Genomic DNA, 15643 nt, shown 5'->3' on the forward strand with positions numbered 1-15643 from the left:
ATGGCGTCGGGTTCATCATATCCATAAACATCTAGCTTTTGTTTGTTGTAAAGTTTAAAGAGAAATGACATTGAATCCTTTCATTAAATAAAATCCTAAGAATGAAAGATGGAGTAGGCGTAAACCTCCGGTGGTAAAGCGGAATCGTTTATAGAAAAAGAAGTATTTACCAAAAACGAGAAAGACCTAAGGAAAGGAATTTTGCTGCCCTCTCCAAAGGCCTGGTATAATAGCAGCAAATATAGAAATAATTAAATTATTATGAAAAACTTTTTTTTATTCGCAATTGTAGCTCTGCTTGTGAGTTCTTGCCAAAATGATGATTCTTCTGCTGATTCTTCTTTTTCTATGAAAGCTGCTGGTGCTGACTATTCAGGATATCCTGCAACAGTACAAACGGTAAGTGGTGATATCACAACAAACACAACCTGGACGAGCGACAAAGTTTGGGAAATTAGCGGAGTGGTGAGTGTGAAAGCCGGGGCTACATTAACAATTCAGGCTGGAACGTTTATTAAAGCTAAACCTCTCGCGCCAGGGGTTGCTACAGGAGCTCTTGTAATTACTAAAACAGGTAAAATTGATGCACAAGGAACAGCAAATGCTCCAATTATTTTTACAAGTTATAACTTATTAGATGGTAATGCTACAACAACAGCAACTCCTGGAGATTTTGCAGGTGTAGTGATTTTGGGTGACGATCAGGTAAATAACGGATTGACTACCAATGTTATCGAAGGATTAGGAGATCAGCCTGCTATTTCTGATTTTTATTATGGTGGTTCTAATGCTGCTCACAACGCAGGAACTATCAGTTATGTACGTATCGAATTTGCTGGTAGAATTTTAGATGATGGTATCGAAATCAATGGTCTTACTTTTGGTGGTGTAGGTGTTGCTACAACCGTGAACCACGTTCAGGTATCCTACGGTAGAGATGATTCATTTGAGTTTTTTGGAGGAAGAGTAAACGCTTCGTATTTAGTTTCTTTTGCACCAGATGACGATAACTTTGATTTTGATCTTGGTTACACAGGAACAATTACAAAAGCTATTGCACTTGCTGATAGTAATTCTACTCACAGTTTGAGTGGAGGAAACCCAGATTCAAACGGTATCGAATTAGATAACAACGCTGGAGGTACTGCAACAACATTAATCACTCGTCCTGTAATTTCTCAATTGTCTATCATTGGAGTTAGCTCTGCTACAGTTGCTAACTTATACGAAAATGCAATCCACGTTCGTAGATTAGGACAAATCAGTCTTTCTAACGTTACTGTTACAGGATACAATAAAGGAATCAACTGGGAGTCTCCTTCATTGCCAAGTAATTCTACTTGGACAGCATTATCTATTCACGGATTTGTTAATCCAGTATTGCCTGTAGGAACAACTTTAGGTTTTGGTAACACAACTTCAACGGTTAATCCTGCTACAAATTGGGCACTTACACAACCATTCTTTAACAATGGTGCATTAGACTTTACTGGGGCAACAGGTGCATTTAAAACAGAAGCACTTTGGACTAATACCTGGACTAAATTTACAAATTTCTAATACTTTTTGGTTAATAAATTATTGAATAGCATGGGTAGAAATTCTGCCCATGCTTTTTAAAAATAAAAAATAAAAGAACTATACGTTAGAAAATTTTAAATATAGCATTTGCCTGCTTTACAATGTGGGAAGATGATTTGATGGTGGTAATGTTTCTGATCAGGCTTTGTCGGATAGATTAAACGTAAACCTCTGGTGGTAAAGCGGAAAAGTTTATATAAAAGTATTTACCAAAAACGATATAGAGAGACCTAAGGAAAGGAATTTTGCTGCCCTCTCCAATAACGTGGTTTAATAGCAGCAAATGCAACAATTAATTTATTATGAAAAATTTTTATTTATTCGCACTCATAATTCTGATTGTGAGTTCTTGTCAAAATGATGATCCTTTTAACGATTCTACTGGTACTCCAAAACCTGTAGATCCTGACCCTGAATACCCTGAAGAAGTAGATCCTGTACAGGGGAGTTTTACAATTTGGGAAGACGATTTTGAGGATGGAGACGTTTCTGATTGGGTTTTTCTGGATAAGGATGGAAATAATAGCAGCTGGATTGCCAGAAAAAATATTCAATTAGACCAAAGTACCGGTGCTGTAGTCGAGGGTACTATAAATATTTTAGGAACATATAATATAGATCTTAGTAATGGTGCACCGCTTGGTGTAATGGAAGAAAATTGGGCTACAACAGCGCCAATTGACCTTTCGTATTACTCAGGAAAAATAGAATTAATTATTAATGCGCAAACTTCTATTTATGATGGCCCGCAGGATTTATTAGTATATGGTTCAACATCACCGGATCCAGCAACTTTTAAACCTTTGGCTACAATACATTTAAAGCGAGAAACAATGTTCGATGCAGAGTTTAAAGATTACACAGTAGATATTTCAGAATTTGTTGGTAAAACCCAAGTTTATATTTCACTAGTAAATGCAAACGTGACATTTATTGGCTATGAAATTGACAAAATATGGATTACTGCCGGAGCACTTTTAGAAAATGGTATTTCGAAAAAAGCACCGAAGTTTAAATTTATCAAAAAGTAAAATAAATCAGTAATTGTTTTAGCCGCAGAGCAAAACAGTTGCCCATTACATATATAAAATGAAAAACAAGATTGTTAAAATACTTTTTCCTTTAATGGCGCTTCTCTTTTTAGGGTCATGCGCAAATGACGAATTAGTGCCTTATTACCAACAGCAAGAACCTGGTAAGTTAGTGATTAGAGGTTATAATGCAAGGCGGGATTCTATTCAGATTGCTGTTGATGGCAAAGTAATAAAAATTGGAAAGCAGGATGCATTCGTCAAAAATATTGTCAAAGATTATGATTTTGTGATCTATGAAAATAAGCCCAAAAATGTTGTGATTACAAATAAAAGAACCAAAGAAATTTTGCATTCCTATCAAATAGGAAATGAAAAAGACATAGATACGATTTCGTTTTATACCAAAAAAGATTTATGGGTTGATAAGGTCTTGTCCACAAAACCCGGACTGCTAACATCGACCGGAAATGCGGGATTCAAATTTATTTTTCCCACCGTTAATCGTTATTCAGCCAGCGGGTATAGTGGAAATTTAGACGGCATTATTCGAAAATTGAGCGGCGAAACAATCGCTGTAGCAAAAAACATAGGGAAAGATCAATACAGCAGTTTTGTTGAATTTCCTGCTTCGCTGCCTCCAGTTATAAAAATGGAATTGGTGAAACACGGCACAACAGAATCTTATATAGCCGGAAAGCAGGTTTTTGTTACTATGTTGATGACAAAAAACAAATCAAGATTGATTGTACTGGATGAAAAAAAGGCAGATAATGGTCAATTTTCGGGTATTGATGCAACTTTGAATCTGGTAGATTTTTTTTCTTTCTAATTGAATTATGATAAGAGTGTATGTCCATTAATTTTAAAAGTAAAAAATGAAATATTCTTCTCTTATTAAAATACTTTTTCTGGCACTATTAGTACTTTCCTGTGAAGTTGATGACAGGCCGGAAGTATACGAAGAAGGTTCAAATAAATACGTAAATGACTGGATGTATGATCAAATGAAAAAATATTATAAATGGAATGAAACAATGCCTGATCAGGGGAATTTATCAATAAATCCAAAAGAATATTTTGGAAGATTACTACACGAGGACGATGTTTATTCATATGCTTTACATCCTAATTTGCCGGAAACTGCACCAAAAAGTTTAAGAAGGAATTTTGGGTTTGATATTTCTTTTGTAGCTTATCAAAACAAAATTTACGGAGTAATATTATATGCATTGTATGATTCTCCTGCTAAAAATAACGGATTATTACGAGGACAATTAATAACTGAAATTGATGGCGTTGAACTCAGTATAAATAATTATGAGCAGATTTACAAAAATATGATAACAGCAACCCATTTAGATCTGATGGTAGTTTCCTATTCAGAAGAAATGGGCTTTTCAAAACCGGAACAAGTTTCTTTATTGCAAGGTTTTTCATTTTCTCAGCCTGTTCTTAATAAAATAATTACAGCTAATAATATTAAAATAGGTTATGTAGAAATCCCTCATTTTGATGTTGGTCAGGCAACATTGTTTCTGCAGATTTTTCAGGAATTAAAAAATAAAGATATAACAGAATTAATTTTAGATTTGAGATATAATGGAGGCGGAGATATATCTTCTGCAACAGCATTAAGCATAATTTTGGCACCTAATATAAAATCAAACGATCTTTTTATACAATTTGAAGGAAACGAAAACGGAGGTATTGTCAAACAATCTTTTCAGCAGGCTTTACAAAGTAATGAAAGCAATGTAAGTTTTGATCTGCTTAAAAATGTGCATCCCAATATTAAAAGCGTCTATATTTTATGCGGAAAACATACTGCTTCTGCTTCAGAAATAATGATTAACAATCTTCGTCCTTTTATGAATGTCATTACAATAGGCGAGAAAACCGTTGGTAAAGATGTGGCGGGGTTTCCTATTGAAGACGATAGGATTCCAAATACTAAAGGCTGGATTTTATATCCATCTATTTATAAATTATTCAACGCCAGACACGAAGGTAATTATTCAGGCGGAATATACCCATCAGTAGCTGTTGATGAACTTCGCAATCCTGAAATTTTTCCTTTAGGCAATCGCTCTGAAATTTTGTTAAGTACAGCCATTAATTCAATTTCAGGAAATACAAGTAAAATGAAAACTGCAACATCAAGATCATTACCACTTTCTAAAATTTATATCGATGCAGATCCGTTGCTGATTGCACGTTAAATTAAAAATGTTTTTAATTTTTTATAGTATAATATCTAATTATGCAAGGAATAAATTCTTCAGAGCATCGGATTTTGCTGGCTGCATTCCGCAAATTCGAACAGATGTCTGCAATTTCCAGGAATAAAGTAGAGGAAAACGAAGATGCTAATACACGACGAGCCATGGAAGAACTCGATGCGCTCTACGATAAATTTCAAATATTATTTGCTGAGCTTGAAAATTGTGCCAAACAATATGAACTCAAAAAGAAATCAACACGAAGTATTATTAATAGGTGCCTCCGAAAATTGATTCCCATTTTTGTTTAATTAGTATAAAATAAAACCCGTTGTAGCAAACATTTTACAACGGGTTTTATTTTAATTGGTTTTTAAGTAATACGATACTTTTAATATACTTTATTTCTTAATAACTGGTATTGATTTTTATAGCTGTTTTTAAATTTGATGTAAAGCCATTTTTAATTCGGATACTTTAAAAATTTTGTCAATTCCCTATCCTTTTTTCATTCTGTTTATTTCCAATGTTAAGTTTTTACTCTGAAGCAAAACTTAACATTGGGATGTTGTTTTTAACGGTATATTTGTTAATAATTAATTAACATTAAGTTAAAACAAAAGTAACATTGGAAATTATTTAAAATTTCACTCTAATAAATATATCTGCACATGAAAGAAAAAGAAAATGAATTAAATGAGAATTCTGAAAATGATAGTTTAAAAGCCAGTGAGCAAACTCTTAAAAATGAAATTGCTTCTGACAATGAAAAAACTGAAGTAGCTGATTCAAAACCAAAAGAACCAGCAAAGCCAAAGACTATTGTTACAGCTAAAAAACCTGTAAGAAAAGCACCAGTTTCAACACCAAAAGTGATAGAAAAAAAAGAAGAAGTTGTTTCTGCTGATGTTTCGCAAGAAACTGAAGAAATTGTTTCAGAAGATGAAAATAATAGTATAAATAAAACGAAGAAGAAAAAGATGAAAGAAAAAGACGCAAAAGACAAGGACAAAGAAAAAGCAAAAAAGAAAAAACAAGTAGCTAAGAAAAAAGAAAAAGCGAAAGAGGATAAAAAGAAAGAGAAAGCTAAAAAGGCAAAACAAAAAGCAAAAGCTAAAAAGCAAGCCAAAGCAAAAAAAGCAAAAGATAAAGCTAAGGCGAAAAAAATTGCTAAAAAGAAAGCTAAAAAATCGAAATCAAAATCGAAAAAGAAAAAATAAAAATAAAGCCCTGAAATTTCAGGGCTTTATTTTTTTTACCAAAGAAGTATTTTCATTATTCCGAATGTGTTCCCGATGCGATATTCCCCAATTGATCATTTCGGTAATTATTGGCCCAAAAGATTTACAATAGGGAGTCGATTCATAAAGTATGGGCACTTTTGCATCATGGTCTTCCGTTCGTTTAACCAGATTATTGAGTTCCATATCCTTTAATTCTTTCGAAAGCATACGTGACGTAATTCCGGGAATACTTTGCTGAATTTCCTTGAATCGGGTATTTCCATTACAAATGGAGTTGATAATAGGCAATTTCCATTTCCCTCCCAAAACATATAAAGTATCCTGAAGCGCCTGAAATTCTTCTTTCTGATTTCTCGCCATTCGTAGTATTTTAACACTAAGATATTTTTTTTTTTTCACCATATAAGTTATATAAGTTCATTTAAACTGTGTGTTTAGTTTGACTAATCTTTGCGGATAAGCTCATTTAAGCTGGATTTTTATCGCATTTAGTTTAAGTGTTAAAAACTCATTACTATTCTCTTATATGATCTCGATTGCTACATAAGGTTGCTAAACAAGCACTATTGTATGAACTTATATAACTTATATGGTGAAAAACACACACCGCAGTATACTCCATGATACCGCTGATAAAACAATGTCTTTTCAGATTTAAATTTGTATCGTTAATTTAAAAACATAAATAATGGACAATTTAAAAAATAAAGTTGCTGTAATTACCGGAGGAAATAGCGGAATTGGTTACGCAACAGCAAAACAATTTAAAGAGCAAGGCGCAACGGTTATCATTACCGGAAGAAGAAAAGAAGCAATTGAAAAAGCAGCTTCAGATTTAGGAGTGCATGCCATTGTTGCGGATCAATCCCGTGTTTCAGACATTGAAAACCTGGCTTCAAAAGTAAAAGAGGATTTTGGACAAGTTGATATTCTTTTCATTAATGCCGGAATAGCCGGTTTGGGAACAATTGAACAGGCAACAGAAACCTTATATGATGATATCATGAATATCAATTTAAAAGGAGCTTATTTTACCCTTAGCCGATTTATTCCAATCTTGAAAGATGGTGCATCCGTAGTATTTCTTTCTTCTAATACAGCCAGTATGAGTGGAGCCGGATCTTCCATTTATTCTTCAGGTAAAACGGCTCTTAATGCAGTAATGAGAATAGCGGCCGTGGAATTAGCGCCAAGAAAAATCAGAGTAAATTCAGTTAGCCCTGGCCCGACAGAAACAGAAGTAATGAAAAAAGTAGGTTTAGATGAAGAAACCGTAAAATCAATTATGGATGTTGTAGTTGATAAAATCCCCCTAAAACAAATGGGAACTTCAGAGGATGTTGCAAAAATGGTTTCGCATTTAAGTAGTGAAGCTTCAAAATTCATCACCGGTGCCGATTTTATTATGGACGGCGGAATGGTTTTAGCTTAAAAGGTTTAACCGCAAGGTGCGCAAGGATTTACGCAAAGGTCGCAAAGTTATTCTCCATAGCTTTGTGATCTTTGCGTTTTTATAAAACACTACTTTAAAAAAATCCTTGCAGTCTTTGCGATTAAGTCTCAAAGTTATTCTGCATAGCTTTGCGATCTTTACGTGTTTAGAACACCCTGCTAAAAAAAACTTTGCGTCCCTTGCGGTTAAATAGCAAAGCATTTCAAATCTCGCATTTCTCTCTGTCCATTTCCCTTCTTAGTTTGTCCGTTTGAGCTATTTTTTGATTTCGTAAACAGGATTGTCGATATACTTTTGACGAAGAAATTAACTGATAATCAAACAATTTAATAATCAAATAATATGAAAACAAATAAAAATTTCAGATCAAATGCAATCACTATTCTAAGCTTTTTTGCATTAATTATTTCAGGCAGTGTTTCGGCACAACAATCAGGAATAAAACGTACCAATTTACAACAACATGATCTTAGTATTGCAGGACACGAAACGTTACAGGCGAGAATTGATTTTGAACCGCATACTGCTTTCGGTAAACATTCTCATCCGGGTGAAGAAGTTATTTATGTACTTGAAGGTTCATTAGAATATCAGATCAATGAGGATAAGCCTGTAACACTAAAAGCAGGAGAAGTACTTTTTATTCCGGCAGGCGTAATTCATTCAGCAAGAAATAATAGTAATGTAAAAGCTTCAGAACTGGCAACTTATATTGTAGAAAAAGGGAAGCCGATTTTTGTACTAAAAAAATAAAACATTTAACAACAAAAAAAATAAAAAAGATACAAAATGAAAAATACAGTAAAAATCATTGCTCATACCTTATGGGTAATACTATTCGCGCTAGTGTTGAGCGAAGTTACAGCACAAGAAAAAAATAAAACAGATGAGGCAATTCGTCCGTATCGCGTAAATATTTCGAATGCAGATTTGCAAGATCTTAAAGAACGCATTCAGGATACGAAATGGCCAGGAAAAGAAACTGTTACTGATCAGTCTCAGGGAGCAAATCTTTCTAAAATGAAGGATTTAGTACACTATTGGGGAACAAGTTACGACTGGAGAAAAGCAGAGGCTAAACTAAATGCATATCCACAGTTTATAACAAAAATTGATGGTGTAGATATTCACTTCATTCATGTGCGCTCTAAAGAAAAAAATGCAATGCCCCTTATTCTAAGTCACGGATGGCCGGGATCAGTATTTGAATTTATAAATGTTATCGGACCTTTAACTAATCCAGTCGCTTATGGAGGAAAAGCGGAAGATGCTTTTGATGTGATCATACCATCATTACCAGGATTTGGATTTTCAGGAAAACCAACAGAAGCAGGATGGGATATTGACCGAATTGCAAAAGCATGGGCAGTGTTGATGAATCGTTTGGAGTATAAACACTATGTTGCACAAGGGGGAGATTGGGGAGCTGGGATTGTAAATTCTATGGCATTACAAACACCAAAAGGATTACTGGGTATTCACAGCAACTTACCGGCAACATTACCAACAGAAGCCGGAAAGGCTCTAGGAAGTGGAATAGCTCCGGAAAGTTTTTCTGCAAAGGAACGTGCTTCTTTTGATCATCTGAGTAAATCAATCAGAGGTGGTGATTTTACTTATAAAATGACAATGACCACAAGACCGCAAGCAGTGGGTTACGCTCTTAATGATTCTCCTGCCGGTCTTGCAGCATGGCTTCTTTTACATCCTGGTTTTGCTAATTGGTCTTATGGTACAGATTCTAAACAATCGCCTACCAGAGATGAAGTTTTGGATGATATCTCATTGTACTGGCTTACTAACAGTGCAACTTCTGCATCACGAATTTATTGGGAAAACAGAAACATCGAGATCGTTAGTTCGGCTTCAATGAAGACCGATCAGATTAAATTACCGGTTGCAATTACAGTATTTCCGGAAGACGTCTTCACGTCACCAGAAACCTGGGCACGCAAAGCATTCAAAAACCTAATTTATTTTCACGAAGTTGATAAAGGCGGACATTTCGCAGCATGGGAACAACCACAATTGTTTACAGCAGAATTACGCCTTGCATTCAAAACACTTCGATAATTTTGATGCTAAGTGGCTAAGATACAAGATTTTTATCTCAGAACCTTAGAACCTTAGTACCTCAGAATCTTAAAAACAAACAATAATTTTAATAAACACAAAAATGGAAACAAACAATTCAAAAGTGCTTTACACAGCTGTAACGCACACAACAGGGGGTAGAACAGGCGAATCTCGCAGTTCAGATGGTAAATTAGATATCAAACTTTCAACTCCGGGCTCTACAGGTCCGGGTACTAATCCGGAACAATTATTCGCAGCAGGCTGGTCAGCTTGTTTTATTGGAGCGATGGGAAAAGCGGCAGCAAATTTGCAAGTGGGGCTTCCTGCAGGACATTACGTTAGTACAGAGGTTGACTTAGTTTCAGGTGATGATGGGTATTCGTTACAGGCACGTTTAAACATTAGCCTGCCAGGCTTAGATCCTGAAATAGCCAAAAGTATTATAGAAGGTGCATCACAAACTTGTCCTTACTCTAAAGCTATAAAAGGCAATATTAAAACAGAGTATAATCTTATCTAATAAATAGATTTTCTAAAAAGGTCCTGATTCCAATTTTTGGAACAGGGCCTTTTTTCTTTAGTTAAGATGTCTGTTTTACGATTTATCGGTCTTTTATCTCTATTCTATTATCAATTAGAGTTTGTTGTAATCTCATACCCAATCAAGCATAAAACTTCAACTTTATGCCCGTCCATTTCACCTTTTACTTTGTCCATTTGAGCTATTTTCTGATTGTATAAGGACTATTGTCGACATACTTTTGACGAAGAAATTAACTAATAATCAAATAATTAAAACATCAGAAATTATGAAAACAATATCTAATATCAACAGAAACACAATGAAAACAGCAATTTCAAAATTAGTTTTAATCGCAGTCCTTTTCGTAGCAACAGTGATTAATGCGCAATCAGCAAAACAAATAGAAGTGAACCCTTCTTTAGGAACATTAAAACAAATCAACGCCGGTTTATTAAATGTAGGTTATACTGAAGCCGGACCTTCAAACGGAAAACCAGTAATTCTGCTTCACGGTTGGCCTTATGACATTAATAGCTATAATGAAGTGGTTCCGATTTTAGTTTCAAAAGGCTACAGAGTAATCACACCTTATTTAAGAGGATCCGGAACTACAACTTTTCTATCAAAAGATACTTTTAGAAACGGACAACAAGCAGCGTTAGCAACCGATATTATTGCCTTGATGGATGTACTTAAAATTGATAAAGCTGTTATTGGAGGTTTTGACTGGGGAGCAAGAACAGCTGTAGTTATGGCGGCACTTTGGCCGGAACGTTTAGAAGGATTGGTTTCAGTTAGCGGTTATTTGGTAGTAAATCTTGAAGCTAATTTAAAACCATTGCCTCCAAAAGCAGAATTAGGATGGTGGTATCAATATTACTTCGCTACAGAAAGAGGGAAATTAGGATACGCTCAAAATACCTACGAGTTTAATAAACAAATTTGGCAAATAGCTTCTCCATTGTGGAAATTCGACAAAGTAACTTACGATCAAACGGCTCAGTCTTTTGATAATCCGGATCACGTAGCAATCGTAATTCACAATTACAGATGGAGACAATCTCTTGAAGCAGGAGAATCTAAATACGATAGTTTAGAAAAACATTTGGCAACAAGACCGGTAATTAAAGTTCCGACGATTACAATTGCAAGTGATTTTGATGGCGCTTTCGCGGATGGAAAAGCGTACGCAGACAAATTCACCGGTAAATACGAACATCGAATCCTAAAAGGCATCGGACACAATGTACCTCAGGAAGATCCAAAAGCATTTGCACAGGCAATTATTGATGTGGATGCCTTTAAAAAATAAAATTCAATAATCTAAAATCTAAAACTCAATATCATGAAAAAGATAAAATTAATACCCCGTTTTTTTGTTGCACTATTTTCACTAATAGTGATAAATTCTTTCGGTCAGAATAATAAAAATAGTACTACTCAGAAAGGTTTTGCACTTTTAGAATTATATACTTCTGAGGGCTGTTCAAGCTGTCCGCCTGCAGATGAATTGATGGGAAGGATCCAAAATGAATATAAAGACGACAATGTTTATGTTTTAGCATATCATGTCGATTATTGGGACAGACAGGGCTGGAAAGATGTTTTTAGTAATGCAGATTATACCCAAAGACAATATGATTATACAAAATTTCTGGGAAAAGAACCAATTTATACGCCACAGCTAATTGTAAACGGAAAAGCAGATTATATTGCTTCACAGGAAACGATGGTTAGAAACGGAATCAAATCAGCGCTTTCAAAACCTGTTACGACCGATTTATCTTTGGAAGCGAGCCAGACCACTAATAATCTTAATGTAAATTATAATATCGAAGGAACTTTTAAAAACAGCAATTTACTAATTGCAATTGTTCAAAAAGCAGCTAAAACTAATGTAAAAAGAGGGGAAAATGCAAATCGCGTTTTATCACATTATCAAATTGTACATCATTTACATTCAGTAAGTTTGAAAGATAAAAAAGGATCAGTTTCTATTCATTTGCCAAAAAGTTTTAGTGAAAAAGATTTTGAAGTGATTGGTTTTGTTCAGGACAAAAATAATGGTACTATTTCGGGAGCAACAAGAGCTATTTTTAAACCATCTTCTATCTTATGAAAACGCTATTCTTAAGCTTAACCTATTGCAGTAAAACGACAAAAGTAAAACGCAGTAATAATTTAAAGCGTCATGAAAATGATCTTATTATAAAAGAAAACATCATGCAGTTAATGCAGGAAAACAAAGCACTTTGGCTCTAAAATTTTAATTTAGAAAGAGGATGAAATCGGATAAAATATTTTATTCCGATTTTTTCCGTCATTAAAAAATCCTTTTCAAAATATCCTATCTTTGACAAAGCGAGATCTAAAAACACATAAAAAAATATGGAAAAAGTAAAAAACTTTCGCGTTTCCCAAAAGGTGATTTGGGGAAGTTCTATAGCATTGGCGATTCTTGCTTCAATACCAAAATTATTTGACGGCGTTTCGACTCCGGGAGATATTGTAATCAATTCTTCAATTACGTTGATGTTCTCTGTTTTTATTTGGTATTACAATATTTACAGCCTGCCTAAATTTTCGTCGCAACGTACGAATACAAAATTATTCAACTGGAAACTTTTATTGAGTGTTATCCTTGGTATAGCAGTTATGGTTATCCTTGTAATTGGACACCAGGAGCTTTTTCAAATTTCTAAAATGGATGCCCCAATTATGTTCGAGTTGCGCGGTATTTTAATCAATTTGATCGTTTATATGTTTTTGCATTTGCTTTTTCAAAATTATCAGACACAACAAATGGGAGTTGAACTCGAACGTACTCATGCTGTAAATTTGGGAGCACAGTACGAACTATTGAAACAGCAGGTCAATCCGCATTTTTTGTTTAATAGTCTGAATACGTTGAAATCGATGGTAGAAATTCAGGATCCGCAGAGTGCTGATTTTATTCTGAAATTATCTGATTTTTACCGATTTACACTCGAAAGTCGAAAATTAGATTTAATACCTCTAAAAGAAGAACTTCAAATATTAGATTCTTATGTCTATTTGCTGAAAGCGCGTTTTGAAGACGGATTCGTTTTAATAAATGAAGTCGATCAAAAACAATATGATTCGGCTATTCCGCCTTTTACTTTGCAATTATTGATAGAAAATTGCATTAAGCACAATGTGGTTTCTTTGGATAAACCGTTGCAGATTAAATTATATTCTGAAAATGACTTTTTAGTTATTGAAAATCCAATACAGCTCAAAAGAGGTGTTTTGTCAACAGGTGTTGGTCTTGACAATATCAATCAGCGCTTTATGCATTTGATTCATAAGGAAATTGAAATTGACAAAACCGAAACTATTTTTAAAGTAAAAATACCAATGATCTATGACTATCATAATAATTGAGGATGAAGTAAAAACAGCCAAAGCACTTGGCCAGCTAATTTTGAGCATCAGACCAGATACTCAAATTTTGTCGTATATACAAAGCATAGACGGAGCCGTGAGCTATCTGTTAGAAAATGATCAGCCTGATCTTATCTTTATGGATATTCAGCTGGCAGATGGTTTGTGTTTTGAGATTTTCAAGAATGTTGCCGTTTTATCCCCTGTAATATTTTGTACCGCTTTTGATGATTATGCTATTGAAGCTTTTAAATCAAACGGAATCGATTATGTATTAAAACCATTCTCAAGAGAAAGTATAGCTCAGGCTATTAAAAAAGCAGCCGAACTAAAGAATTTCTTCCAGAGAAATAAAAAAATGATGCCGGATTTCGAGTACTTATTAACTCGAACTGGCGAAAATAAAGGAAAAAGCAGTTTTTTGGTTTTTAAAAACAATAAATACCAAACCGTTTTAACAGAGAATATTGCCTTGTTTTATATTAAAAATGAAACCCCGACAATTATGTGTTTTGATAAAACTGAGTATCAAATTACGCAATCCCTGGATGAGGTTCATAAACTATTATCGCCAACACAATTCTTTAGAATCAACAGACAATATTTGGTGAATTTCGCAGCAATAAGAGAAGCAGAACATTATTTCTCCCGTAAATTAATCATCAAATTAACCATTCCAACAGAAGAAAAATTATTGGTAGGAAAAGAGAAAGCCACAGCATTTTTGAGCTGGTTGGAAAACAGATAACTGTACGTTGAATTTAACCGCAAAGAACAAAGTTTTTTTTGAAGTAGAGTACTTTTTAATTACGCAAAGGTCGCAAAGCTAAATGTTAACTTTGCGACCTTTGCGTAATTCTTTGTGTACTTTGCGGTTAAAATTTTTCACATCTTCGAAGTTAACCATCCCGAAGGAAGAAAAATTACTGGTAGGAAAAAGAGAAAGCCACTGCATTTTTGAGATGGTTAGAGAATAGATAATTTTTTCATTTAAGATGCCACAGATTTCACAGATTATAGTGATTAATCTTTTTAATCTTCTAATCTGTGGCTAATAAATTATCTACGCTAATTGGTAAGAAAAAACAAATTATAAATGTAGATCAGCTTTTGTGCTTATGGAGATTTTTCCCGTTGTGGTATTTTGAATAAAACCAATTATTTCAAAATCTTTTGAGTTGAAATTGTAGGGTTGTACGATCTTTACTTTTCCTTCTTTTTTGATTAGTTGAAAAGAATTAAGGTGTTTTACAATCTGAACATGTTGTAGTGTAGCGCCTTGATTTTCTCCCCGAAATACTTTTGAAATGGCTTGCTTCTGAATCGTGGCAACAAACAAATTAATATCTTTTTGAAACTGATGAGTTGTATAATGGATTTCTAAAGAATCTTTACTGGTTTTTGCTGTAAGATTTAAATCAGCCGTTGTTTTGGCTTCTAAGGCATCTGAAACTTTTCCGTATAATGAAGTTTCATTATAACCTGCAAATTCAGTAGTTCCATTGATAATGAATTGTGGTGTATACATCACAAACAAATTAAGCCAATCCTGGTATTTTTGTTGACGCTTTGTAAAATCGTTTGAACTAAATTGGTCTTTCCAGCCCAAACGATCCCAATAATCTACATGGTAAGCTAGTAAGTAAATGTTTTTTTCTCCCGCTTCACGCTGTAATTTTGCCAGTAATTCATCGGCAGGAGGACAGCTCGAACATCCTTCGGAAGTAAAAAGTTCTACAACAGCAAAACCATTGTTATTGACTGTTTCTAATTTTGCTTTTTCGGTTTTAAAAGTCCCGGCTATTTCGCTTTCCGGAAACATAAAACAATTTAAAAAGAAGAGTGAGGAAAGTGTTATAGCAAAGAAGATCAGGATACTATTTTTCATAATTTCTATTTTTAAAATTTCATATTCTATTAATAACCTCAAAGGTAAAACCGTAGTCTCTGTTTCTAAAGTCTAATAAGTGTCAAGTGTCCATAATAGCAGTTGAATAGTTCAATCTTTGGTGTAGAAATAAAAAGATAATTGGTACGTGGAATTTAACCGCAAGGTGCGCAAGGGTTTACGAAGGTCGCAAAGCTATCTACTAGCTTTGCGACCTTTG

General features: G+C 34.2%; 17 protein-coding genes. 15 read left to right on the plus strand and 2 right to left on the minus strand.

Translation table 11 applies throughout. The features are described 5' to 3' along the window. Window positions 1–261: 261 nt before the first annotated feature. The 6 genes from IHE43_RS12700 to IHE43_RS12725 all read left to right on the plus strand — a co-directional run bounded on the left by IHE43_RS12700 (window position 262) and on the right by IHE43_RS12725 (window position 6054). Window positions 262–1560, plus strand: coding sequence for a hypothetical protein (locus tag IHE43_RS12700; protein ID WP_192184225.1), 1299 nt, complete (start codon window positions 262–264; stop codon window positions 1558–1560). A 323-nt stretch (window positions 1561–1883) separates the two neighbouring features. Continuing rightward, entirely contained in the window at window positions 1884–2612 is a 729-nt protein-coding gene (locus IHE43_RS12705) for a hypothetical protein (protein WP_192184226.1), read from the plus strand. Window positions 2613–2670: 58 nt separating this feature from the next. Continuing rightward, complete coding sequence (locus tag IHE43_RS12710; RefSeq protein ID WP_192184227.1) at window positions 2671–3444, plus strand: hypothetical protein; 774 nt, start codon at window positions 2671–2673, stop codon at window positions 3442–3444. 46 nt (window positions 3445–3490) lie between these two features. Then, window positions 3491–4834, plus strand: coding sequence for a S41 family peptidase (locus IHE43_RS12715; RefSeq protein WP_192184228.1), 1344 nt, complete (start codon window positions 3491–3493; stop codon window positions 4832–4834). Window positions 4835–4875: 41 nt separating this feature from the next. Continuing rightward, on the plus strand, window positions 4876–5145 hold the full coding sequence (locus tag IHE43_RS12720; RefSeq protein WP_192184229.1) for a hypothetical protein: 270 nt from the start codon (window positions 4876–4878) through the stop codon (window positions 5143–5145). Between the two features lie 360 nt (window positions 5146–5505). Next, window positions 5506–6054: a hypothetical protein gene (locus IHE43_RS12725; protein ID WP_192184230.1), complete on the plus strand. Its 549-nt coding sequence runs from the start codon at window positions 5506–5508 to the stop codon at window positions 6052–6054. Between the two features lie 18 nt (window positions 6055–6072). Here the strand turns inward: IHE43_RS12725 and IHE43_RS12730 are convergent, their stop codons facing one another. After that, the gene (locus IHE43_RS12730) at window positions 6073–6438 is read right to left on the minus strand and encodes a helix-turn-helix domain-containing protein (protein WP_192184231.1); all 366 of its coding nucleotides are present in this window, start codon (window positions 6436–6438) and stop codon (window positions 6073–6075) included. A 328-nt stretch (window positions 6439–6766) separates the two neighbouring features. Between IHE43_RS12730 and IHE43_RS12735 the strand changes: the two genes are divergently transcribed. From IHE43_RS12735 to IHE43_RS12775, 9 genes are all read left to right on the plus strand, one after another. Next, window positions 6767–7510: an SDR family oxidoreductase gene (locus IHE43_RS12735; RefSeq protein WP_192184232.1), complete on the plus strand. Its 744-nt coding sequence runs from the start codon at window positions 6767–6769 to the stop codon at window positions 7508–7510. A gap of 363 nt (window positions 7511–7873) precedes the next feature. After that, the gene (locus IHE43_RS12740) at window positions 7874–8284 is read left to right on the plus strand and encodes a cupin domain-containing protein (RefSeq protein ID WP_192184233.1); all 411 of its coding nucleotides are present in this window, start codon (window positions 7874–7876) and stop codon (window positions 8282–8284) included. A 36-nt stretch (window positions 8285–8320) separates the two neighbouring features. Then, a complete protein-coding gene (locus IHE43_RS12745) occupies window positions 8321–9604 on the plus strand; it encodes an epoxide hydrolase family protein (protein WP_192184234.1) in 1284 nt (427 codons plus the stop codon). 103 nt (window positions 9605–9707) lie between these two features. Then, window positions 9708–10127, plus strand: coding sequence for an organic hydroperoxide resistance protein (locus tag IHE43_RS12750; RefSeq protein WP_192184235.1), 420 nt, complete (start codon window positions 9708–9710; stop codon window positions 10125–10127). Between the two features lie 289 nt (window positions 10128–10416). Continuing rightward, window positions 10417–11442, plus strand: coding sequence for an alpha/beta fold hydrolase (locus IHE43_RS12755; RefSeq protein WP_225585082.1), 1026 nt, complete (start codon window positions 10417–10419; stop codon window positions 11440–11442). A gap of 33 nt (window positions 11443–11475) precedes the next feature. Next, on the plus strand, window positions 11476–12249 hold the full coding sequence (locus tag IHE43_RS12760) for a thioredoxin family protein (RefSeq protein WP_192184236.1): 774 nt from the start codon (window positions 11476–11478) through the stop codon (window positions 12247–12249). Continuing rightward, window positions 12246–12392, plus strand: a complete 147-nt coding sequence (locus IHE43_RS12765) for a hypothetical protein (RefSeq protein WP_192184237.1) — start codon at window positions 12246–12248, stop codon at window positions 12390–12392. The genes IHE43_RS12760 and IHE43_RS12765 overlap by 4 nt, the downstream gene beginning before the upstream one ends. Window positions 12393–12518: 126 nt before the next feature. Then, window positions 12519–13535 (plus strand): sensor histidine kinase, encoded by a 1017-nt coding sequence (locus IHE43_RS12770; protein ID WP_192184238.1) that lies wholly within the window; start codon window positions 12519–12521, stop codon window positions 13533–13535. Further along, on the plus strand, window positions 13516–14283 hold the full coding sequence (locus IHE43_RS12775) for a LytTR family DNA-binding domain-containing protein (RefSeq protein ID WP_192184239.1): 768 nt from the start codon (window positions 13516–13518) through the stop codon (window positions 14281–14283). The genes IHE43_RS12770 and IHE43_RS12775 overlap by 20 nt, the downstream gene beginning before the upstream one ends. A gap of 342 nt (window positions 14284–14625) precedes the next feature. Here the strand turns inward: IHE43_RS12775 and IHE43_RS12780 are convergent, their stop codons facing one another. Then, a complete protein-coding gene (locus tag IHE43_RS12780) occupies window positions 14626–15423 on the minus strand; it encodes a thioredoxin family protein (RefSeq protein WP_192184240.1) in 798 nt (265 codons plus the stop codon). Window positions 15424–15643 lie beyond the last annotated feature (220 nt).

The sequence above is a fragment of the Flavobacterium sp. MDT1-60 genome, assembly GCF_014844035.1.
GTDB lineage: Bacteria > Bacteroidota > Bacteroidia > Flavobacteriales > Flavobacteriaceae > Flavobacterium.

Coding starts and splice junctions, on each gene's coding strand:
- IHE43_RS12760 (WP_192184236.1), top strand. CDS start 11,476: ATGAAAAAGATAAAATTAATACCCCGTTTTTTTGTTGCACTATTTTCA.
- IHE43_RS12720 (WP_192184229.1), top strand. CDS start 4,876: ATGCAAGGAATAAATTCTTCAGAGCATCGGATTTTGCTGGCTGCATTC.
- IHE43_RS12755 (WP_225585082.1), top strand. CDS start 10,417: ATGAAAACAATATCTAATATCAACAGAAACACAATGAAAACAGCAATT.
- IHE43_RS12780 (WP_192184240.1), bottom strand. CDS start 15,423: ATGAAAAATAGTATCCTGATCTTCTTTGCTATAACACTTTCCTCACTC.
- IHE43_RS12725 (WP_192184230.1), top strand. CDS start 5,506: ATGAAAGAAAAAGAAAATGAATTAAATGAGAATTCTGAAAATGATAGT.
- IHE43_RS12770 (WP_192184238.1), top strand. CDS start 12,519: ATGGAAAAAGTAAAAAACTTTCGCGTTTCCCAAAAGGTGATTTGGGGA.
- IHE43_RS12740 (WP_192184233.1), top strand. CDS start 7,874: ATGAAAACAAATAAAAATTTCAGATCAAATGCAATCACTATTCTAAGC.
- IHE43_RS12705 (WP_192184226.1), top strand. CDS start 1,884: ATGAAAAATTTTTATTTATTCGCACTCATAATTCTGATTGTGAGTTCT.
- IHE43_RS12715 (WP_192184228.1), top strand. CDS start 3,491: ATGAAATATTCTTCTCTTATTAAAATACTTTTTCTGGCACTATTAGTA.
- IHE43_RS12765 (WP_192184237.1), top strand. CDS start 12,246: ATGAAAACGCTATTCTTAAGCTTAACCTATTGCAGTAAAACGACAAAA.
- IHE43_RS12700 (WP_192184225.1), top strand. CDS start 262: ATGAAAAACTTTTTTTTATTCGCAATTGTAGCTCTGCTTGTGAGTTCT.
- IHE43_RS12745 (WP_192184234.1), top strand. CDS start 8,321: ATGAAAAATACAGTAAAAATCATTGCTCATACCTTATGGGTAATACTA.
- IHE43_RS12730 (WP_192184231.1), bottom strand. CDS start 6,438: ATGGCGAGAAATCAGAAAGAAGAATTTCAGGCGCTTCAGGATACTTTA.
- IHE43_RS12735 (WP_192184232.1), top strand. CDS start 6,767: ATGGACAATTTAAAAAATAAAGTTGCTGTAATTACCGGAGGAAATAGC.
- IHE43_RS12750 (WP_192184235.1), top strand. CDS start 9,708: ATGGAAACAAACAATTCAAAAGTGCTTTACACAGCTGTAACGCACACA.
- IHE43_RS12710 (WP_192184227.1), top strand. CDS start 2,671: ATGAAAAACAAGATTGTTAAAATACTTTTTCCTTTAATGGCGCTTCTC.
- IHE43_RS12775 (WP_192184239.1), top strand. CDS start 13,516: ATGACTATCATAATAATTGAGGATGAAGTAAAAACAGCCAAAGCACTT.